At 41.6% G+C, this 21003-nt stretch carries 20 protein-coding genes; 7 read left to right on the forward strand and 13 right to left on the reverse strand.

Annotated elements, in window-relative coordinates; translation table 11 throughout:
- Window positions 1-41: 41 nt before the first annotated feature.
- The 5 genes from asd to H5164_RS06725 all read left to right on the forward strand — a co-directional run bounded on the left by asd (window position 42) and on the right by H5164_RS06725 (window position 6885).
- A complete protein-coding gene (asd, locus tag H5164_RS06705; protein WP_124018303.1) occupies window positions 42-908 on the forward strand; it encodes an archaetidylserine decarboxylase in 867 nt (288 codons plus the stop codon).
- Between the two features lie 453 nt (window positions 909-1361).
- Window positions 1362-4571: a mechanosensitive ion channel domain-containing protein gene (locus tag H5164_RS06710; protein WP_182755334.1), complete on the forward strand. Its 3210-nt coding sequence runs from the start codon at window positions 1362-1364 to the stop codon at window positions 4569-4571.
- A 24-nt stretch (window positions 4572-4595) separates the two neighbouring features.
- A complete protein-coding gene (locus H5164_RS06715) occupies window positions 4596-5330 on the forward strand; it encodes a glycerophosphodiester phosphodiesterase (protein WP_124018301.1) in 735 nt (244 codons plus the stop codon).
- 36 nt (window positions 5331-5366) lie between these two features.
- A complete protein-coding gene (locus H5164_RS06720; RefSeq protein WP_182755337.1) occupies window positions 5367-6329 on the forward strand; it encodes a D-2-hydroxyacid dehydrogenase in 963 nt (320 codons plus the stop codon).
- A 364-nt stretch (window positions 6330-6693) separates the two neighbouring features.
- Window positions 6694-6885: a bacterioferritin-associated ferredoxin gene (locus tag H5164_RS06725; protein ID WP_124018299.1), complete on the forward strand. Its 192-nt coding sequence runs from the start codon at window positions 6694-6696 to the stop codon at window positions 6883-6885.
- Between the two features lie 116 nt (window positions 6886-7001).
- On the opposite strand, the gene parC is transcribed toward H5164_RS06725, so the two are convergent.
- The 7 genes from parC to nudF form a co-directional block, all read right to left on the reverse strand.
- The gene (gene parC, locus H5164_RS06730) at window positions 7002-9296 is read right to left on the reverse strand and encodes a DNA topoisomerase IV subunit A (RefSeq protein WP_124018298.1); all 2295 of its coding nucleotides are present in this window, start codon (window positions 9294-9296) and stop codon (window positions 7002-7004) included.
- Window positions 9296-10333: a sorbosone dehydrogenase family protein gene (locus H5164_RS06735; RefSeq protein WP_235781984.1), complete on the reverse strand. Its 1038-nt coding sequence runs from the start codon at window positions 10331-10333 to the stop codon at window positions 9296-9298. The genes parC and H5164_RS06735 overlap by 1 nt, the downstream gene beginning before the upstream one ends.
- Before the next feature lie 162 nt (window positions 10334-10495).
- Window positions 10496-12382 (reverse strand): DNA topoisomerase IV subunit B, encoded by a 1887-nt coding sequence (gene parE, locus H5164_RS06740; RefSeq protein WP_124018297.1) that lies wholly within the window; start codon window positions 12380-12382, stop codon window positions 10496-10498.
- Window positions 12383-12452: 70 nt separating this feature from the next.
- On the reverse strand, window positions 12453-13025 hold the full coding sequence (locus H5164_RS06745; protein ID WP_182755339.1) for a YqiA/YcfP family alpha/beta fold hydrolase: 573 nt from the start codon (window positions 13023-13025) through the stop codon (window positions 12453-12455).
- A 65-nt stretch (window positions 13026-13090) separates the two neighbouring features.
- A complete protein-coding gene (gene cpdA, locus H5164_RS06750) occupies window positions 13091-13930 on the reverse strand; it encodes a 3',5'-cyclic-AMP phosphodiesterase (protein WP_124018295.1) in 840 nt (279 codons plus the stop codon).
- A gap of 35 nt (window positions 13931-13965) precedes the next feature.
- On the reverse strand, window positions 13966-14403 hold the full coding sequence (locus H5164_RS06755) for a DUF1249 domain-containing protein (RefSeq protein ID WP_124018294.1): 438 nt from the start codon (window positions 14401-14403) through the stop codon (window positions 13966-13968).
- A gap of 38 nt (window positions 14404-14441) precedes the next feature.
- Window positions 14442-15068 carry an ADP-ribose diphosphatase gene (nudF, locus tag H5164_RS06760; protein WP_124018293.1) on the reverse strand — a complete coding sequence of 209 codons (627 nt, stop codon included), beginning with the start codon at window positions 15066-15068 and terminating at the stop codon, window positions 14442-14444.
- 468 nt (window positions 15069-15536) lie between these two features.
- Here nudF and tolC point away from each other — a divergent pair, with 468 nt between their 5' ends.
- Window positions 15537-16832, forward strand: a complete 1296-nt coding sequence (gene tolC, locus H5164_RS06765; protein WP_124018292.1) for an outer membrane channel protein TolC — start codon at window positions 15537-15539, stop codon at window positions 16830-16832.
- Between the two features lie 107 nt (window positions 16833-16939).
- On the opposite strand, the gene H5164_RS06770 is transcribed toward tolC, so the two are convergent.
- The 3 genes from H5164_RS06770 to H5164_RS06780 are packed head-to-tail and all read right to left on the reverse strand — an operon-like array spanning window position 16940 to window position 19149.
- Window positions 16940-17674, reverse strand: coding sequence for a TIGR04219 family outer membrane beta-barrel protein (locus H5164_RS06770; protein WP_124018291.1), 735 nt, complete (start codon window positions 17672-17674; stop codon window positions 16940-16942).
- Window positions 17675-17676: 2 nt separating this feature from the next.
- Window positions 17677-18648, reverse strand: a complete 972-nt coding sequence (locus H5164_RS06775; RefSeq protein WP_124018290.1) for a DUF2333 family protein — start codon at window positions 18646-18648, stop codon at window positions 17677-17679.
- 12 nt (window positions 18649-18660) lie between these two features.
- A complete protein-coding gene (locus H5164_RS06780; RefSeq protein ID WP_182696708.1) occupies window positions 18661-19149 on the reverse strand; it encodes a copper chaperone PCu(A)C in 489 nt (162 codons plus the stop codon).
- A gap of 35 nt (window positions 19150-19184) precedes the next feature.
- Here H5164_RS06780 and H5164_RS06785 point away from each other — a divergent pair, with 35 nt between their 5' ends.
- The gene (locus H5164_RS06785) at window positions 19185-19922 is read left to right on the forward strand and encodes an enoyl-CoA hydratase-related protein (protein WP_182755342.1); all 738 of its coding nucleotides are present in this window, start codon (window positions 19185-19187) and stop codon (window positions 19920-19922) included.
- Between the two features lie 67 nt (window positions 19923-19989).
- On the opposite strand, the gene H5164_RS06790 is transcribed toward H5164_RS06785, so the two are convergent.
- Genes H5164_RS06790 through H5164_RS06795 form a run of 3 tightly spaced genes read right to left on the reverse strand, consistent with a single transcriptional unit; the run spans window position 19990 to window position 20673 of the window.
- The gene (locus tag H5164_RS06790) at window positions 19990-20190 is read right to left on the reverse strand and encodes a PspC domain-containing protein (RefSeq protein ID WP_182755344.1); all 201 of its coding nucleotides are present in this window, start codon (window positions 20188-20190) and stop codon (window positions 19990-19992) included.
- 52 nt (window positions 20191-20242) lie between these two features.
- Window positions 20243-20374, reverse strand: coding sequence for a hypothetical protein (locus H5164_RS20020; RefSeq protein WP_259395234.1), 132 nt, complete (start codon window positions 20372-20374; stop codon window positions 20243-20245).
- Window positions 20374-20673, reverse strand: coding sequence for a hypothetical protein (locus H5164_RS06795; protein ID WP_124018286.1), 300 nt, complete (start codon window positions 20671-20673; stop codon window positions 20374-20376). Before H5164_RS06795 ends, H5164_RS20020 begins: the two co-directional genes overlap by 1 nt.
- Window positions 20674-21003: the final 330 nt, after the last annotated feature.

The following is a 21003-nucleotide window of genomic DNA, read 5'->3' on the forward strand; positions in this document are numbered from 1 at the left end:
TATTCCTAGTTCAACCTGCTTAGAAAAAAAAGGGAAACACATTGGACTCAATTAAAATTGCCTTGCAATACATGTTGCCAAAACACTTTCTGTCGCGCTTAGTCGGTAAATTTGCTGCTGCTGAAGCTGGAATGATTACCACGGCAGGGATCAAATGGTTTATCAAACAATATAAAATTGATATGTCTGAAGCACAGCAACCTGAGCCCGAAGCCTACAAAACCTTTAATGCATTTTTTACCCGAGCATTAAAACCTGAACTCAGACCGATAAACCAAGACAACAGCGTTATGGCACATCCGGTTGATGGAGCTGTGAGTCAATGTGGCCCAATTGAAGCTGGTAATATTTTTCAAGCCAAAGGGCACACTTATACCTCTGAAGCACTGTTAGGTGGTGATAAATCTGATGCGGCACGTTTTGACGGTGGCGATTTTGCAACCATTTATTTGGCGCCCAAAGATTACCATCGCATCCACATGCCTATCACTGGCACATTATCAAAAATGACTTACGTGCCAGGCGACTTATTTTCGGTTAACCCACTGACTGCGCAAAATGTACCCGGATTATTTGCTCGCAATGAGCGCGTAGTTGCCATCTTTGAAACCGAAGCTGGTCCACTTGCAATGGTATTAGTCGGTGCAACAATTGTTGCTAGTATTGAAACGATATGGTCGGGTACTGTGACACCACCAGGTGGCAAGCAAGTGTTTAGCTGGGATTATCCCACTACAGGTCCAGAAGCGGTTACGTTAGAAAAGGGTGCTGAAATGGGTCGCTTTAAATTAGGCAGTACTGTGGTGATGTTATTTGCACAAGACGCCATCGAAACATTTGCCGATGGGGTCGAGCCAGGTGAAACCACGCGTATGGGCCAACCGTTTGCTAAACTGACTCAAGCATAATCAATATAATTATCAGGATACTGACTCCAGTATCCTGGTGTTATCGCTACATCAAGCCGTACTACTTTTAAGTCGTACGGCTTTATTTTATGACCTCTCTCCATTTTCTTTTTACCTTGTGGGGTTGCAGAAATACCTCGCATAATCACCATTAACCACTAGTTAAATAATGACTCGAAGACGATTACAGCACACTTGCTTTAGATGCCTGAGCCTAATCAAATAGCAAAGCATAGTTGCTTATATTGGCCACTGACGTATTCCCTTTTATACTTAGCTCATCATGGCAATCATCATTGCGCGGCTCATCAATAAATAAACATCATACCGCTTGCGGGTGAAATAATTATTGTGGAATCAACTTTGCTTGAAACGATCTAAAGTCATCAAAAATATAGATTATAATCATTCAAATTTGCTACCATGTCCTGACTCCAATCTGGGCAAAGTATTATGTTACGTTTAGCGTGTTTATTCCTGTGTTTCCTTATAGTTAATACACTGTCAGATTCTGTATTTGCTAGCACTCCCCTAACCCTTGATAAACGATTGGGGCTAAATAGCCAAGCCGAAAATCAGCCACTTGATATACCATCGCAAATTGCCGAACTGCAAAGCAGTATTGAAAAACTGCAAATAGAACAGCAAACTTATACCAATATCGAACGCTCTAACAGTGAAACCAAGCTCTCATTGGCAGGACAACTTCGTGAAGCACAAATCCCATTAAGCCTTGATGATGATATCGATCTGGATCAGCAGGCTTCAATGGCTTATTTCCATTTATCAGAATTAAAAGAGACTGAGTCGAGCCTCAATGAGCAATTACGAACTATTTCACAACGTCAAAGACAACTACCTGATTTAATTGTTCAAGCAGAAAATGCCTTAACTCAGCACAATAAAACCCAACAAGTACCGATTGAGACACCTTTAGGCCAACGGAACCAGCTTCAAACCGAACTGCTCACTCAGCATATTGCGACCTTACAGGCGGAACGATTAGCGAGTCCGAAACAACTCGAGATTACCCAGCTTCAACAGCAGCTCAACCGCTTGTTATTAAGCCAACAAGAAAGCTTTATTGAGCTTATCAACAAACACAATATTGAATCTCGTCAGCAAAAAACCGCTGATACTATAGCCAATAACTTAGTTGATGCCCAAGAGCTAGCCGATCCTTTATCTCAAGAGCTGAGTAGATCAAACCAACAATATGCTGAACAATTACAAACGCTCACCAGTAATATTAAATCAGCAATAGAGAAGCAACAGCGGGTTGAGAAACGCTATCAGTCTCAAAATGCACAGCTTTCAAACGTACTAGAACAAATTACTTGGGTAAAAACCAACTCGGCATTTGGCGACCGTTTTTTGCAAATGCTGCAATCATTACCTAAACCGCCCAACCTAGACAAACTGCAAACAGAATTAGCTGATGCACGGCTGGAGCGCTATCAATTAGAGCAACATCAAGCATTAAACAGTCAACAACTTGATGACAGTGAAATGTTTAATGAAACCCAGATAAAACTCTTACAGTCACAGCAAGTACTCATAGATCAACTATTACAAAGTTATGATCAATATTTAGCTGAGTTTGCCAAGTTACGTATTGGTTATGAGCAGCTAAACCAACTGCATAACACATTAAAAAACACCCTTAACGAACATTTATTTTGGGTACCTAATGCCCCCAGCATTGGTCCATTGTGGCTCATCGATTTAAGTCACAGTAGTGTATGGTTACTGCAACCTAGCCAGTGGCAAGCGTTACAACAATCATGGTCTGAAAACAGCAATTATTGGGCTTGGTGGGGCATTTTATTATTATGCTGCTTGATGGCACATGACATGCTTACCCCTAAGTTTAATACCGCAATTAGTCGCTATGCGGTATTTGTTGGTAACGTGACGCAAGATAAATTTAAATACACCATCAAAACCCTCATCATCAGCTTAGTGTATGCCTTAATAAAGCCTTTACCGGTTATTGTGGCCGGTTTTATTTTCTCCCGTTCTGAGCAAAACATGGTTCATGCCGTGGGAGTCGGTATTTTAGCTATTGGTGTCAGTTATCTGATTTATCAATTCTTTTTCTTATTAACGGTAGAAAAAGGTATTTTAATCAGCCACTTCAGACGGCCGAAAAAAATAATCAAACAAGCGCAGCAAACCTTGGCTTCATTTGTGATCATTTCCGCACCCTTAATTGGCTTAATGGGCTTCACTGAAGCATTAGATACTTCATTAGTACGTAACAGTCTTGGCCGTGGGGCGTTTATCGTTTTCTGTGTTGTGCTGTTTCTCCTGTACAAAGATGTCATGTTATTGATTGGCCAATATCGCCAAAATAAGCCTAGCGCGACGAATATGGCGATCATTCAAAAAGCCCTATGGGCCATCTTGATTGTTACGCCTATTTTTAGCGCCATCTTGGCTGCGGTCGGCTACTACTTCACGGCTTTCCAGCTTCTGTTACAACTGCAAATATCAGTATTATTAGGCTTAGGCTTTTTACTAACTTACCAGCTCATTAAACGCTGGATGCTGATTGAGCGCCGTTTAATCGCATTCGATCGCGCTAAAGCCAAACGTGCAGAGCGACTTGCGCAACGTGAAAGAGGCGAGTTGCAAAACAATGAGCCAATAGAAACCTATGAAGAACCAATTGTAGATTTAGAAACCATCTCCAGTCAGTCGCTCGGCTTAGTGCGATCGATTTTATTTTTAGCCTTTTTTGCCAGCTTATTGGGTATTTTGTCGCAGACTCATACCGCAGTATTCTCATTTTTAGATGGCATCACCTTATGGACCACCAACAGCAATGTAAATGGTATTGAGCAGCAAGTGCCAATCACATTAAAATCAATTTCATTCGGCATCATGTTAGTGGGCTTCTCGGTGGTGATTGCTAAAAACCTCCCAGGATTAATGGAACTGACGTTATTGCAAAGATTAGATTTATCGCCAGGAACCGGCTTTGCTATTACCACTGTGAGCAGTTATTTGGTGGTATTTTTTGGCATACTGTTTGGCTTTTCAACTCTTGGAATGGAGTGGTCTAAATTACAGTGGCTAGTTGCCGCATTATCAGTGGGTTTAGGTTTTGGCCTGCAAGAAATTTTTGCTAACTTTATTTCTGGTTTGATCATCCTATTTGAAAAACCCATTCGAATTGGTGATACCGTCACGATCCGCGACCTATCTGGAACGGTCAGTAAAATTCAAATCCGAGCCACCACGATTGTCGACTGGGATCACAAAGAAATTATTGTGCCCAACAAAGCCTTTATTACTGAACAACTGGTTAACTGGTCGCTATCCAACCCGATAACTCGCGTCATCGTCACGGTATCGGTATCTCGTGATGCCGACCCAACCAAAGTGGAAATGCTACTGCATCAAGCGGTTCGAGAATGTGAATTATCGCTAACCATGCCAGAACCAGAAGTATGGTTTGCCGGTTTTGGTCAGCACACTCAAGATTACGAAATTCGCTCTTATGCTAAAGACATGTCGGCTCGGTGGCCGCTACGCCATAGCCTGCATAAACTGATTAATAAAAAGCTCAAAGAAAACAATGTTGAACTTGCCTACCCACAAATGGAAGTTCATATTAATCATACCCCTAAAGAATCTACTGGATTATACAAAGGCTAAGCTAGCTATTGATTAAGGAGTGCTATGCTCGTTTTTGCTCACCGCGGCGCTAGCGGTTATGAACCTGAAAACACCTTAGTTGCGATGGATAAAGCACTCGACTTGGGTGCCAAAGCCATTGAATTAGATGTGCATTGCGTTGAGGGAGAATTAGTCGTGTTCCATGATCGCCGCTTAGAAGGCAAATCAACCGGAACTGGGCTGATCCACTTAACAACAAAAGCAGCACTGGCTCAGTTTACCGTTAGCGGGCAAGCTATTCCCACCCTATGGCAAGTTCTCGAACGAGTCAGCGTTAAAAGCAATGGCTTGTGCAGTGTTAACATCGAATTAAAAGGTGTTGGCTGCGTACAGCCCTTTATTGCCTTATATCCGCAACTCCTTAAACAGTTGAAGTATGCTCCAGAGCAGCTATTAATCTCATCATTTAATCACCCGTATTTAGCGGCGATAAAACACGCCTTTCCACACGCGATTATCGCGCCATTACTCGGCGGGATCCCGCTCGACTTGGCGAAAATAATGACCACTCTCAATGCCTATTCGATCAACCTAGATCTAAGTTTTGTTAGTCAAGCCATTGTTGATGATGCCCACCAGCGTGGTGGCAAAGTGTTTGTTTATACCGTAGATAATCCAAATGATATTCAAGCATTAAAAGCCATGGGAGTAGATGGTGTTTTCAGTAACTACCCAGACAAAGCCATTGCAGCAACCATGATGCCGATAACAATGGATTACACAGGATGGTTTGAGTAAGTAAGCTGTTCTTTAATGCATGCTAACGGGGGGAATGTGGCACATAAACTATTATTGCTCACCAGAGAGAATGATCAATATCGGCAATTGCTGGCACAACAATCATTATTCGATCTAGAGATTGTCGAAGACATAACAGATCGCATTGGTGATCGCCCAGACAACAGTATTTCAGATAACATTCATCAGGCAGATATTTGGTTAGCTGAACCTCATTTAGCGGCTGCTATGCTGCCGCATGCAACTAAACTTAAATGGATACAATCTACTTTTGCCGGTGTCGATGCCTTGATGAAGCCTTCGTTACCACATGATTATTTAATTACTAATATTCGCGGTGTATTTGGCCCATTAATGAGTGAATATGTTTTTGGTTACCTATTAAGCCATTATCGACAGCACGCCCAGTATACTCAACAGCAACATCTGCAACTTTGGCAGCCAGGTCAATACCGCACTTTACAAGGATTACAACTGCTGATACTTGGTACAGGTTCTATCGCTCAACACCTTGCTCGAACCGCTCATCATTTCGGTATGATTGTCAGCGGCCTCAATCGCCAAGGCGCGCTCGTTAATGACTTTGATCGTATCGATACCATAGATAAATTAGCAGATTACTTACCTGCCGCTGATGTGATTGTGAGTGTATTGCCCAATACCCCACACACCACACATGTATTAAATGCTGCTAATCTGTGCTTATTAAAAGCAGATGCCATGCTGTTTAATATTGGCCGAGGCAACGCAATTGATTTGGCAGCGTTGCAAACTGAGTTAACACTATGCCCTCAGCGACGCGCGATTGTCGATGTATTCGAGCAAGAGCCTTTACCAGCTAATCATCCCCTGTGGCATTGCGATAACGTCACCATTACACCGCATATTGCTGCACCAAGCTTTCCTCAACAAGTGGTACAAATATTCACCGAAAATTATTGTCTTTGGCAGCAATCTAAACCATTACAATATATCGTCGACGCTAATCAAGGCTATTAAAAATAGCCGAGTTATCATGATTTGATCTTTGCTCTGTGAGTCAAAGATCAAATCATCATTCCAGTTCGACTAAGTAACTTAAATTCCCGCCACTTGATCGCACTTAATAATGACATTAATACACCTTGAACAACAATCACCAAAACCCTAGGTAATTGATTTAATTAATATTAAAGCATATTACTCTCATACCATCTCAATCTCTCATCACAGCGTGCCATTTTGATAAAAAAGTGAAGCAGATCAAACTGTATTAAAAATAATCATTCTTTGTGAAAAAAGTTATTGCCAATGATAACTGTTTTCATTTAGAATTAGATTACTTTCTTAGCCCTAGTCCATTTTGAATGAAGAGGCTTTCTCTATGTACGTTTGTCTTTGTCATGCCATAACAGATACTCAAATTAAAGCTGCCGTTAGCTTAGGTGACAGTTCACTGGCTGACGTAAAGAAACGTCTTGGCGTTGCAGACCAATGTGGCAAATGTGCCCGCATGGCAACTCAAATTATTCAGACTCAACTAGAGTACGAACCTAATTTTTATGAAGTGGCCTAATCCCCCGTCCACTTTTGTATAAAAAAATGCTGCTCATATGAGCAGCATTTTTTTTATGCTTAAACGGGGTAATTTATTAACCGGGGAGCGGCTTAATGCTTCATCCCCGATTAAGCTTATATGCCCAGATTATCGTCTTGAGCACTCTCGTCAAGCGGTCCCATCTCGACTTCAACACTGTCTACGCGCTGTAATCCTCGTGGTAATTTAGCCCCGCGACGGCCACGCTCACCACGATAATGCTCTAAATCACTTGGCTTCAAGGTTAGCTTGCGCTTACCAGCCCATAAGGTCACAGCCTTATCATGAGGTACTACATCAAGATGCAAGAGTAACTCTTCACGATTTTTAGCTCGATCGCTAGGAATACCAATAATTTTATTGCCTTTACCTTTTGATAACTGCGGTAAAGCATCCAAGCTAAACATCAGCATCCGACCTTCTGAGGTAATCGCTAACAAAGATTGATCGCCAGATTTATTAATTAACTTTGGCTGCATAACGCACGCATTTGATGGCAGGCTTAGCAGTGCCTTACCGGCCTTATTACGACTGACTAAATCTGGATAGGCGCAAATAAAGCCGTAACCGGCATCACTTGCTAATAAGAAAAATTGTTCATCCTCGCCCATCAATACATGCCGCATTGTCGCACTCGGTGCCATATTAAAGCGCGTCGTAATCGGCTCTCCTTGGCTACGGGCTGACGGCAACGTATGACTGTCGGTAGCAAATGCGCGACCGGTAGAATCAATAAATACCGCCGCTTGATTACTCTTACCCATCACACTACACAGGTAACTGTCGCCAGACTTATACGATAAACCTTCTACATCGACGTCATGGCCTTTAGCACAACGTACCCAGCCTTTATCAGACAAGACAACAGTCACTGACTCTGTTGGGGTTAACTCCTGTTCAGTTAGTGCTTTGGCATCAATACGCTCAATAATTGGTGAACGACGATTGTCACCATAAGTCTCACCATCTTGAACTAACTCTTTTTTCACTAAGGTTTTTAAACGACGATCTGAGCTTAGCAATAACTCTAACTTATCGCGTTCTGCTGCCAGTTCGTTTTGCTCTGCAGTGATTTTAAATTCTTCAAGCTTGGCTAAATGGCGTAACTTTAATTCTAAAATTGATTCGGCTTGCTTATCTGACAAGCTAAAGCGAGACATCAGCTCAGCTTTAGGCTCATCGTTAAAACGAATAATCTCGATCACTTCGTCAATGTTTAAAAACGCAATCATTAACGCTTCTAAAATGTGCAAGCGCGCTAATACTTTATCGAGACGATACTGTAAGCGGCGGGTAACTGTGGTAATACGGAACTCTAACCATTCCGTTAACAGCGTTTTTAACCCTTTCACTTTAGGACGGCCATCGAGCCCCAACACATTTAAGTTAACTCGGAAGCTTTTCTCCAGATCCGTCGTCGCAAATAAATGGGTCATTAACTGATCGCAGTCGACACGATTTGAACGCGGTACAATAATTAATCGCACTGGGTTTTCATGATCAGACTCATCACGCAAATCAGACACCATCGGCAACTTTTTCGCCTGCATTTGATTAGCTATTTGTTCTAAAATCTTGCCACTACTGGCTTGATGCGGCAATGAAGTAATGACAATCTCGCCCTGCTCTTCACTGTAAACCGCACGCGCTCTAATTGAACCACGGCCTGTATCATAAATCCGCTCAATATCCGCTCTAGGAGTGATAATTTCAGCTTCGGTTGGATAATCAGGACCAGGGACTAACTCCATTAACCGTGCTAATTCGGTTTTAGGGTTATCGATAAGCTCAATACAAGCTGCGACTAATTCGCGCACGTTGTGCGGCGGAATATCGGTTGCCATGCCCACAGCAATACCGGTAATACCATTTAATAATATATGCGGTAATCGAGCTGGTAAGGTTAATGGCTCTTTCATGGTGCCATCAAAGTTAGCCCCCCATTCGACAGTACCTTGACCTAACTCCGACAGTAATACTTCAGAAAACTTTGATAATCTGGCTTCGGTATAACGCATTGCAGCAAATGACTTAGGGTCATCTGGCGCGCCCCAGTTACCTTGACCATCAACCAATGGATATCGATACGAAAATGGCTGAGCCATTAACACCATTGCTTCGTAACACGCACTATCACCATGGGGATGATACTTACCTAAAACGTCACCCACAGTACGGGCTGATTTTTTGTGTTTAGATTGCGCTGATAATCCTAATTCGCTCATCGCATAAATAATACGACGCTGTACAGGCTTGAGACCATCACCAATATGCGGCAAGGCGCGATCCATAATCACGTACATGGAATAATTTAAATAAGCCCCTTCAGTAAAGCGCCTCAGCGGCATCTGCTCTACACCATCAAGGCTTAATTCAATCGCATCACTCATTATTTCATTTCCTGTGATTGTTCGGGTGCGTTATAAAACAAGCGGTAAATATTACCTTTTAGATCATCTGAAATGTACATGGCACCATCGGGCGCATTAATTACATCAAATGGACGTGCCACCGGAAATTCTCCATCCAAAAAACTCACCACGGTTTCACGTTTACTGACTTTGCCATCTGTAATATCAAGCATCACAATTTGATAACCGACTTTACTTGACCGATTCCACGAACCATTTTCAGCAACAAACAGCTGATTACGATAGCGCGGAGGGAATTGCTTGCCGCGGTAAAAACTTAATCCGGTTGCCGCTACGTGAGCGGGTAATTCAAATACTGGCAAGGTGATATTTAAATTTTCCGGTTTGTCATAGGCGGGTTCAACTACATCTGAGCCATGTAAATAAGGAAAACCAAAATGGCTGCCTTTAACGTCTAAACGGTTTATCTCATCAGCGGGAAGATTATCACCCATCCAATCTCGACCTAAATCGGCAAACCATAATTTGTTGGTATCGGGTGACCAATCAAAACCAATAACACTGCGAAGACCAGAAGCAATTTGTTCACTGGCTCCGGTATCGACATTAATCGCCAAAATACTGCCAAAGGGTGAAGCGGCTTCACACACATTGCATGGCGAACCAATGGATATATATAAACGTCCATCGGGTCCGAAATGCATTGAGCGAGAATACTTTTTATCTAGGCTTGGCAAATTCGCATACACTTCACGCGCACGGCTCGGACGGCGCAAACGAGATTCAATTTCTTCAAAGCGAATAATGCGATCGTCTTCTGTGACATAAAGCGCACCATCATGAAAGGCTAACGCTTCCGGATAGTCCAAACCTCTGGCAATCAAATAACGTTTATCAACTTGGCCATTTTGGTCACTATCAACTAGCGCATACACGGTGCCACTTTTTTGCGAACCGACAAAAAGAGTACCTTCATCGCCGACAGTTAATTGTTTAATATCACCTAAATCAGAAGCATATAGACTTAAACCAAAGCCCTTAGTGACTGTGATCATTACCGATTGTGCCGCAGAGGCAGCAGTAGAAAATAGGGTGAAAAATAGCACCCCAATGAAGGCTAACCGCCCACTAAAATTGGAGTAAGAGCGTAATCTAATATAATGCATGTTAATTATCTTTCGCCTTATGTTATTTATTATTGGCATTAAGAAACACGACTAAAGTAACGCTAAGTCACCTTTAGTTTCTAACCAGCTCTTTCGATCAGGAGCACGCTTTTTAGCAAGTAACATGTCCATTAATGCCACGGTTTCATCCGCATCATCTATGGTTAATTGCACCAAGCGTCTAGTATTAGGATCCATCGTAGTTTCACGCAATTGCAACGGGTTCATTTCACCCAGACCTTTAAAGCGAGTGACTTGTACTTTGCCTTTTTTATTCTCGGCAGCGATACGGTCTAAAATTGCTGTTTTTTCTTCCTCATCAAGGGCGTAAAAAACTTCTTTACCAATATCAATACGAAATAGCGGTGGCATTGCAATGTACACATGACCATTATCGACTAACACACGATAATGCTTTAAAAATAAAGCACACAATAAGGTGGCAATATGCAGCCCATCAGAGTCGGCATCCGCTAAAATACAAATTTTACCATAACGTAATTCTGAAATATCATCGCTGTCGGGATCGCAACCTATCGCAATCGAAATATTATGAACCTCTTGCGACGCTAATACTTGTCCAGAATCGACTTCCCAAGTATTTAATATCTTGCCTCTTAACGGCATGATAGCTTGAAACTCTCGGTCTCGAGCTTGTTTAGCACTACCACCAGCAGAATCACCTTCTACAAGAAATAACTCACCTCGCATTGGGTCTTGACCACTGCAATCGGTTAACTTACCTGGGAGTGCTGGACCAGACGTGACCTTTTTACGTGCCACTTTCTTAGCCGCTTTCAAACGACGCAGAGCATTACCAATACACAATTCTGCTAGTTGTTCAGCTAACTCAGTATTGGAATTTAACCATAAAGAAAACGCATCTCTAGCGATACCCGCAACAAATGCAGAGCTTTGACGACTCGATAATTTCTCTTTAGTTTGCCCTGCAAATTGTGGGTCTTGCATTTTTATCGACAGGATAAATGCGGCACGATCCCAAATATCTTCGGGCGACAGCTTAATGCCTCGGGGCACAAGATTGCGAAACTCACAAAACTCGCGCATTGACTCAAGTAAACCTTGCCTAAAGCCATTGACATGGGTGCCGCCAAGTGGGGTAGGAATTAAGTTAACATAACTTTCACTTAAACTGTCGCCACCTTCTGGCAGCCAAGTAATGGCCCACTCAGCAGCCTCTAATTTACCTTTAAAACTGCCTACAAACGGCTCTTCAGGTAGTAAAATAGAGTCTTTAATCGCTTCTTTGAGGTAATCGGTTAGGCCACTTTCGTAGAACCATTCGTGCACTTCACCATTGTGTTTATTAGTGAACTTAATACGTAAACCGGGGCACAATACTGCTTTGGCTCTGAGTATGTAAATTAACTTGCTGACCGAAAAATTAGGTGAATCAAAATAACTCACATCGGGCCAAAAATGGACTCGAGTACCAGTATTGCGTCGCCCACAAGTACCGGTTACAACAAGCTCTTCAACCTTAAAGCCATTTTCAAAGGCCATTTCATATATCTGTGCATCACGGCGAACGCTAATTTCAACTCGAGTGGATAAGGCGTTAACAACAGAGATACCCACCCCATGTAAACCACCCGAAAACTGGTAGTTTTTATTGGAAAACTTACCACCTGCGTGCAACTTGGTCAGAATGAGTTCAACCCCAGGCATGCCTTCTTCAGGGTGAATATCCACCGGCATACCACGTCCATCGTCGGTCACTTCAAGGGAGTTATCGTTATGGAGTACAACTTCAATTTTAGTCGCGTGCCCCGCCAGAGCTTCATCAACACTGTTATCAATGACTTCTTGCCCGAGGTGGTTAGGTCTAGAGGTGTCGGTATACATACCTGGACGGCGTTTTACCGGGTCAAGTCCATTAAGGACCTCAATAGCGTCAGAAGTATATTGGTTGCTCATAGTCCACACATTTGGAGTTAAATAGAGCCAAAGTTAGCTCAAATTGATCATTGTATGTAACGGTATTACGTTACAACTGAATAAATTTACATATTTTATCTAATTGTTGTTCATAGCCGACAAAACTGTGGTCGCCATCAGGCTCTAAATGTAATTCACAGCTATGGTACTTATGCAGTGCTTGTCGATAATCTAACACTTCGTCACCAGTTTGCAACAGCACCAGGAAACGATCGGGGTGACGGATCACGTGAGTATTATACAAGGCAACATCATCTTTATGCTGCGGTAACACCTGATAATGCTCATTGGTGTAGGGATTATATTGAGGCCCGATAAACTCTTCAAATAATTCGAACGGTTTTACCGCCGGATTAATCAATACCGCTCTGCCACCATAGGTTTCGGCCAAATAACTGGCAAAATACCCTCCTAACGACGAGCCAATAAAGCGCAACACCTGACCTTGCTGTTTAGCTTGCTCAGTGATATTGCACAGTAACATCATTGCGGCTGTGGGTGATGACGGTAATTGTGGTTGCTGAAAATCGACTTGTGGATAATGTTGCTGAATATACAGTGCGGTTTGCATGGCCTTGTCTGACCGCGGGGAACTATTAAAACCATGTATATAAAGCAGCATATTCCCTCGCGAGACGGTTAATGAGTACTAAGCGCCTCCTATTTTACATAAGATGACGCAGTAAACTAGTATCCGCTGGCCTCATTGTCTGGCGCAAAACGATTACCAGGCACGCGATATACGTTAGTACGAATGCTACCATCGCCTGCCAACTCCAGCAAACGATAACCAGGTTGAAGATGATCTAAGGCGAAATAGGATGACAATGGCTTAAATTGTATACACGTTGATGGTGTCGCCATCAATGGAATATGGCCATGAGGTCCAAGATGAGTTCTATCGACTTGCTGATGAACATGTCCCCACAGAATACCTTTTACCTGCGGGTAACGGCTTGTACGTTGCAAAAAGTCTGCTCCATTCATCATGCAATGCTGATCTAACCAGGCGCACTGCATTAAAATAGGATTATGATGCATCACTAACAGTACATGCTTATTCGGTTCAGCCTTGATAGCTGCGTCGATTAAGGCAAACTGCTGCTCGCCCATATAACCACCAGGCTTACCAGAAACAGTGGAGTCGAGCATAAGTATCAGCCAGTTGCCAATGATAATTCTTTGCTGACCAAACACTTTTTCACCTTGCATGCGCAAGCTCATTAAGCGAGGGTCATCATGATTACCAGGTAAATAATGGCAAGGCAGATCTAACATCTCAATCTTATGCACAAAATGCTGATAAGATTCAGGTGAATAATCTTGGCTAATATCACCCGTAGCCAATAGAAGATGGGCTGGATATTGAGTGGCGATAAAGGTATTTAACACGGCTTGAAGGCTTTGCGCCGTGTTAACGCCCAATAATTGACCTTCAGGATCAGCAAAAAGATGCGGATCAGTAACTTGTACTAATCGCACAGGCTCATTTTCAGCAACAGAATAATGCACTGCGTCTTTAAGCACAAAAGATTCCTAACATGGTAAAAAGAATAAAAAAGCTATGATTGGAAACTCACTCTCCTAGACCCAATCTTCAACAGCTCCTCAAGGAATGCATTCACTTGAAATTTTTCATCGCTATGATGCATATGTAGATTAGGATAATCATACACTGGCTTTAAACGATAAATCTGTTGGCTAGTTAACACTTCTGCTAATTGCGCATCATGATAGATACGAACAATGGCTTTTGGAGATTTAAAAAAATGTCCATTTGGTATCGGGCGCGAAATTTCGATTAACTGAGTATACTTAGTATTTTCAATAAGATTAATCGATAAAGTGCCAAACTCACCGTCAACCTGCCACGGCACATTGACGTTAATTTGTTCAGGTAACCACTTTAAAATATGCGCATAATTTCGACCACAGACTGCTAAAAAAGCACTGATGTTGGGTTGATATTTTTGCTTTTTTTTGAGGTTAAACTCTGCCACTCGATCGTTCCTATCTTGATCATTATCACGTTCAATAACTAAAGTGCCTGACGAATTCTTTGGTAGTTGAGCATCAACCATTGGATACCTAATACCGTCGAAGCATTGTCAATACGACCATTATTAACCCACTCATAAGCTTGTTCGCGACTGACAACATGGACTCGAATATCTTCATTTTCACACTCAAGACCGTGTATACCGCTAGCTTTGGTTGTATCAACATGCCCCCAGAACAAATGAAAACGCTCAGAAGTGCCACCAGGACTGACTAAATAACTGTTTATAGGTGTTAACCCTAATAAACTTAATCCGGCTTCTTCGGCTAATTCACGTTCAGCGACTTGTTCTGGTAATTCGCCAGGCTCAATCATACCTGCCACTAACTCAAGAAGCCAGATTGATTTAGTGGTTGCTAATGCAGGAACCCTAATTTGTTCAATCAGTACAATTTCATCACGAACAGGATCATATGGCAGTACCACCACCGCATGACCTCGTTCAAACACTTCACGGGTAACTTCACCGCTCCAACCACCTTTAAACAACTTATGTTTGAAGGTGTATTCGTCTAACTGAAAAAAACCTTTATACAATACTTTTTTAGATATAAGACTAAAACCTGACTCTGCGTCAAAGCTTGGGACCACGGGTTGCTCGAACATATTTATCCTTGCCTATCAAAACGTAAACAGTCTTATCATTTTGACAGTTTAAATTAACATAATTAATAACTAAGCATTTAAGCTTGCCTAAGCAAAAATAGGCCGAATTAAAATAAAATCTGTTACACTTCAAATTTGACTTGAAAATGAAAAAATCACTACTATTAAGTAGTACACAATTAGTCGTGAGCATAGTAGTGCACAATTATTAACTAGTGCACAATATGTCGATAATCAGCATATCGCGAACAACATATTGTGAACATTAATAATGAGCAATAAATCTCGATATTGAACCACGATATCTTTAGCAAATTATTGTACATAACCATAAAGCAAGTCAGTTAACGCAGATTGCCGCGTTAAGGATGAATGATGTTAACTCATTCACTTAATGAAGGGCATGACCAAATTTATAAGTTACTTAACACCTCAGCATACCGAGGCATTGTCTAAAAAGGGCAGCAAATGAAATTCAAAATTGGTTCATTATACGCAGCATTAGCATTTGCTATCGCAGCACCAGCAGCACAAGCTGATGATTTACTTCAAATATATCAGCAAGCACTTACTAGCGACCCTATCGTTTTACAAGCCAAAGCACAGCGTGATGCGTTATACGAAACCATTCAAGAGAATCGTGCACCGTTATTACCAAAAATCAGTGCAAACGTTGGCTATGCTAAAGCGTGGAATGACCCTTTAGAAGACACCGACGGTTTAACCGGTGGTGTTAGCTTAACTCAAGTTATCTACGATCACAGTGCATGGGTTGGTTTAGACCTTGCTGAAATGGCAGCATCTCAAGCAGATTCTGCTTATGCATCAACATTACAATCACTCATTACCCGTGTCACGAAAGCGTATTTTGATGTTTTAACCGCTAAAGACAACTATGAATTCCAAGGTGCTGAGAAAGCGGCAATTGAACGTCAACTTGAGCAAACTAAACAACGCTTTGCCGTCGGTCTAACCGCCATTACTGATGTTCATGAAGCACAAGCACAATATGACTTAGCTTCAGCATTGGAAATTCAAGCGCAAAACACCTTAGACAACAGCTATGAAGCATTACGTGAAATTACTGGTATAGATCACAAATCAATTAATATTCTTGATACTAGCCGTTTTTCAGCAGGTTCTCCTGCCCCAGCAGCATCTGCTGGTTGGTTAAAAATGGCTGAAACAAATAGCATCGATTTAATGACTCAGCGTATTGCTAAAGATATCGCCAACGAAACCATTAAATTGTACAAAGCGGGTCATATGCCGTCATTGAACTTAAATGCTGGCTACAACAAAGGTGTTGATCAAACGCCAGGCCCAGATTACGACAATGCTAATATTGGTGTGACCTTGAGCATTCCACTTTTCGAAGGCTTTAAAGTGACTTCGCAAGTGAAACAAGCTCAATTCAGATATGTTGAAGCTAGCGAGAAACTAGAACAAACTCATCGCAGCGTGACTAAAAACGTGCGTAATAACTTTAACAACGTTACCGCGTCTATCAGTTCAATTAAAGCGTATGAGCAATCTGTGATTTCGTCTGAAAGTGCACTGAAAGCGACTCAAGCGGGTTTTGAAGTGGGTACACGTACAATTGTTGATGTACTGAACCGTACACGTGACTTATATGATTCAAAGCGCCAACTATCTCAAGCACGTTATGGCTACATTAACTCAATACTAGCCCTTAAACAGGCTGCTGGTACGTTAAACGAAGATGATGTTATCTCGATTAACAGCGGACTGATTGCTCAGTAGCCATTAACCGCACATAAAAAAACCGCCTATTGGCGGTTTTTTTATTGGCATAATATTGTTAATCAATTTTATGCTAATTCCTTAGCACGGTTTAACGCTATGCCGAATTAAAAAACTAATTCTACACCAGCAAATGCGCCACTAAACTGGGTATTTTGTGACACACCAGAGAAGTTATTCACATCAAAATTAAACTCGCGGTAACCAACACGAACAGAAGTATCAACAGCTAAACCGTCAAACTGCCATCCTAAACCAGCGCCGTAGTCATACACATTAGATTCATCTAAACCTAACATCACATCAGCAAAGCCAAATAAGCCTAAGCCAATCATACCGACTTGTGCACTGGCGTATCCCATTACAATACCACTGTCGATATTGACTTCTTCAGGGTGGCCAGCATCACTAATGCGTAATGAACCATTCATTAATTTATAGGCAGCGCCTAAGTCAACAGATACTAAATCGTTATCAAGAATTTCGTAATACAACACAAAGTCAGTATTACTTAAGTCATTAGTCACCGATGTTGCACCAGTAAAATTGTGACCGTTAAAGTTAAAATCGGCATTGGCAATACCAGCGCTCGACTCAAGACGATTTTCACGAATTTTAACATTAGGCACAAACGGTAATGGATGCTCAACGGCAATCCACACGCTACCTTGTGATGAATCATCATTAAAGCTGTGAGCAACACCACTATCATCATTAAATGTGTTTGTGGTGTCAGCCTGCCAGTAATCAGCGCCTACTTTAAAACCCAATACAGTTGCCGCATGCGCCGATGACACACTTAATAGGCCCACTACTGCTGTGGCAAGAAGAGTCTTTTTCATCATTATCCTTGTGAGAGTAAGTTAGTTAAATCAATTACCGCGGCATTTGCACGCGAAATATAATTAGCCATCACCAACGAGTGATTAGCCACTAAACCAAAACCATTTCCATTAAGAACCAAAGGGCTCCAAACTGTTTGCTGAGTTGCTTCAAGTTCACGAATAATTTGACGTAAACTGACCTCAGCATTTTTCTTTTCTAACACGTCGGCAAAATCCACTTCAATGGCGCGCATAAAGTTCAATAATGCCCAAGCTGAACCACGACTTTCATAAAATACGTCATCAATTTTCCACCAACTGGTTTTAACTTCATTACTTGTTAAACCAGGAGTCGATTGACGAGCAGAGATATCACCTGCTAAATCAGTATTCAATCGCTCTTGACCCACACTGGCAGATAAATTTTGTGACATGCTGCCTAAGCGTTTCTGAACTTCTTTAAGCCATTCATTCAAGTTGTCTGCACGGGCATAAAACTGGGCATTATTGTTATCTGCATCGCTGATTTTAGCACGATAAAGTTTCAGCAATTTGATTGCATCACGATATTCACCTTCGGCACTAGGCACTAACCAACTGGTGTTATCGATGTTTAATTTCGAGTGTGCCGCTAATAAATCACTATCTGCAGAAGACTGCGACTGTGAGCGACTAAACTCTTTACGCATTATAAGCGCTAAATCGCGCACTTGCTCTAATGCACCAAATTCAAATGCAGGCATATTATCCATCATTACCGACGGAGGCATAATATCATTAGACAGCCAACCACCTGGTTTATCCAGCAAGGTTTCCATGGTGGCAATTAATGACGTTGTTGTAGCATAGCCCACAATTAACTTGCCACTATCTGTTTGCTGCGATGCCGGTTTAATCGGATCCGGTTCAATACTCCACCATACACTGACAAAATAAAGTACTAAACCAATCACACCAACAACGGCTAAAATCTTATTCCTTGTTACTTGCATCAATATAACTCCTTAATGATGGTGATGATGTTCAACAGTCTCATCATGTTGAGTCGCGGCTTGTTTAAGCACGGGAAGCTCAATCATAAGTTGCTGACCATCTTCAAAAATTAATTCTAAAGCCACATTATCATTTACGGCCAAAGGCGCAATTAACGACAACAACATCACATGGTCACCAGTAGGTTGCAAGGTTAACGCCCCGTGAGACGGTATGGTAAACCCTTCAACTTGGCGCATTTTAATCATGCCATCTTCTTTTAGAATTGTGTGTAACTGTGCCACTTTTGCCGCACTTGTCTTCACGCCAACAAGCTTAACATCGCTATTGTTGTGATTTTCTAAGGTAAAATAAGCAGCGGTGTTAGGCACACTCGCAGGCATGGCTCTAACATACCCATCAACTAACATTACGTTAGCTGTGGCTGCGAATGATATTGATGATAACACTAAAAAGTTAAACAGATGTTTGAATATTGCTTTCAATGTCTTAAACTCCATGCAATTCCACTCGCGTTCATTAAAGGAAACTACGAATGAATCATATTCAGGTAAGAGATGATCAAGGCGTACGTATCATCAGTTTTAATCGTCCAGAAAAGCGCAATGCCTTTAATCTAGAAATGTATCAGCAATTTACAGAATACCTGATCCAAGGTGAAGCAGACAATGATATTCGTGCCTTTATGTTTCATGGTACAGAAAACTGTTTTACCTCTGGTAATGATATCGTAGATTTCCTCCAAAGTGGCGCCTTAGATGATAATCATCCAACCGTTAAATTCTTGTTTTGTTTATTAGATCTTAAAAAACCTGTGGTCGCTGCGGTAACGGGGGCGGCGGTGGGAATTGGTACAACTTTGCTGCTGCATTGTGACTTAGTGTACGCCGATAATAATGCTAAATTTCAAATGCCTTTTGTTAATTTAGCCTTGGTACCAGAAGCCGCTTCGAGCATATTATTACCATTAATTGTTGGCCAACAAAAAGCAGCCGAACTCATTTTACTTGGCGAAGCCTTCGATGCACAAACTGCGGCGGATTTAAATATTATTAACCGCGTGGTGGCCCAAGACGAGCTGATTAGCTTCAGTTTAGCCCAGGCAAAAAAATTGGCTGCACTGCCACCCTTATCTATGCAAGCATCAAAACGGCTTTTACGTCATAACCAGGCTGAAGTGAAAGCCCAGATGAAATTAGAATTAGTTGAGTTTGCAGAGCGTCTACAAAGCGATGAAGCAAAACAGCGCTTCCAAGCTTTCTTAAAAAAATAAATCCATTGACACTATAATCTCTCTGCGGGGAAGCTACTATCCCCGCTTACCCAACACTGGGTAAGCCTTAAAATCGAGATGTTTTTTGACTCATTACCACTGCAATCACAAAGTACGCTAACAAACTAATACTTGGGTTTGTTAATACTAATCCTATCGTTACGACTCGGGTCCAAAGTAATGACCAGCCATATTGTTTCGCTAACTTAGACGAGACCCCACACACAATTCGGGTTTCATCTCGTAATCTATTGATTAAACGGTTCATATTATCCTCACGTATTGAACAAAGTTTATTGTTGTAAGTCATGACTTATCGGTTAAGCTTGGTCATTAATGCTTGGCCACAACAGCCAGCTGACTAACGTCGCACACAGTGCAAAACTGATAACTGGCAATAACAATAACGACATTAATGGCAGCACCAAGCCTATATTTATCAGCCAATCCATTACTTATTCTCAGCAGCAACAGTGGCACTAACTTTTGGCTGTTCAAAACTAGCAAACTCTAATGCCGAATTAATTTCATAAACTTGTTCAGCAATTTGGGTTTGTAACGACAGCATTAACTCTTGCTTCACATTTGAAATCATCTCCTGGCTCACTTGAGTCATATTTTGCTCTAGCACTGCAACCGTGTTAGAAATTGAAATTTCATCAGCTTGTGCCGAAGCACTGGCAGTGACAAGTAATGCTGCAGCAATTGATAATTGAACACTACGGCGAATCACGTTGGTTAAAGTAAACATAATGGCATCCTTTCTTGTGTTGGTTTGTTGCAACTAAACACCCGCTTAGTTGATTACACAATAGGTATTACAAACGCCGTGCCAACTTTTAAAAATTGTCATAAGCATATAATTTTAAAAACAAATAAATTAATTATTATTTAATCAACTGAACTAAATCCGTGAGCAAAAAACCAACAGATAGTAAAATTCACCAGATAGTTAGTAAAAATGACCACCGATATTTATTCGCCGTGATACACGCCATAACGTGTGGCAATAAATGTTCAGATATCTGCGAGGGTTACTGTGGCAACAATCCATTAATTAATAAGTAATGGCCGCTTAAGG

This window comes from Shewanella sp. SG41-3 (assembly GCF_014164545.1).
In the GTDB taxonomy this organism is placed as follows: domain Bacteria; phylum Pseudomonadota; class Gammaproteobacteria; order Enterobacterales; family Shewanellaceae; genus Shewanella; species Shewanella vesiculosa.

What these genes read in the sequence shown, in the direction of transcription:
- H5164_RS06710 (WP_182755334.1), top strand. Translation starts at nt 1,362, where the DNA reads ATGTTACGTTTAGCGTGTTTATTCCTGTGTTTCCTTATAGTTAATACA.
- H5164_RS06715 (WP_124018301.1), top strand. Translation starts at nt 4,596, where the DNA reads ATGCTCGTTTTTGCTCACCGCGGCGCTAGCGGTTATGAACCTGAAAAC.
- H5164_RS06725 (WP_124018299.1), top strand. Translation starts at nt 6,694, where the DNA reads ATGTACGTTTGTCTTTGTCATGCCATAACAGATACTCAAATTAAAGCT.
- parC (WP_124018298.1), bottom strand. Translation starts at nt 9,296, where the DNA reads ATGAGTGATGCGATTGAATTAAGCCTTGATGGTGTAGAGCAGATGCCG.
- H5164_RS06735 (WP_235781984.1), bottom strand. Translation starts at nt 10,333, where the DNA reads ATGATCACAGTCACTAAGGGCTTTGGTTTAAGTCTATATGCTTCTGAT.
- parE (WP_124018297.1), bottom strand. Translation starts at nt 12,382, where the DNA reads ATGAGCAACCAATATACTTCTGACGCTATTGAGGTCCTTAATGGACTT.
- H5164_RS06745 (WP_182755339.1), bottom strand. Translation starts at nt 13,025, where the DNA reads ATGCTGCTTTATATACATGGTTTTAATAGTTCCCCGCGGTCAGACAAG.
- nudF (WP_124018293.1), bottom strand. Translation starts at nt 15,068, where the DNA reads ATGTTCGAGCAACCCGTGGTCCCAAGCTTTGACGCAGAGTCAGGTTTT.
- tolC (WP_124018292.1), top strand. Translation starts at nt 15,537, where the DNA reads ATGAAATTCAAAATTGGTTCATTATACGCAGCATTAGCATTTGCTATC.
- H5164_RS06770 (WP_124018291.1), bottom strand. Translation starts at nt 17,674, where the DNA reads ATGAAAAAGACTCTTCTTGCCACAGCAGTAGTGGGCCTATTAAGTGTG.
- H5164_RS06775 (WP_124018290.1), bottom strand. Translation starts at nt 18,648, where the DNA reads ATGCAAGTAACAAGGAATAAGATTTTAGCCGTTGTTGGTGTGATTGGT.
- H5164_RS06780 (WP_182696708.1), bottom strand. Translation starts at nt 19,149, where the DNA reads ATGGAGTTTAAGACATTGAAAGCAATATTCAAACATCTGTTTAACTTT.
- H5164_RS06785 (WP_182755342.1), top strand. Translation starts at nt 19,185, where the DNA reads ATGAATCATATTCAGGTAAGAGATGATCAAGGCGTACGTATCATCAGT.
- H5164_RS06790 (WP_182755344.1), bottom strand. Translation starts at nt 20,190, where the DNA reads ATGAACCGTTTAATCAATAGATTACGAGATGAAACCCGAATTGTGTGT.
- H5164_RS20020 (WP_259395234.1), bottom strand. Translation starts at nt 20,374, where the DNA reads ATGGATTGGCTGATAAATATAGGCTTGGTGCTGCCATTAATGTCGTTA.
- H5164_RS06795 (WP_124018286.1), bottom strand. Translation starts at nt 20,673, where the DNA reads ATGTTTACTTTAACCAACGTGATTCGCCGTAGTGTTCAATTATCAATT.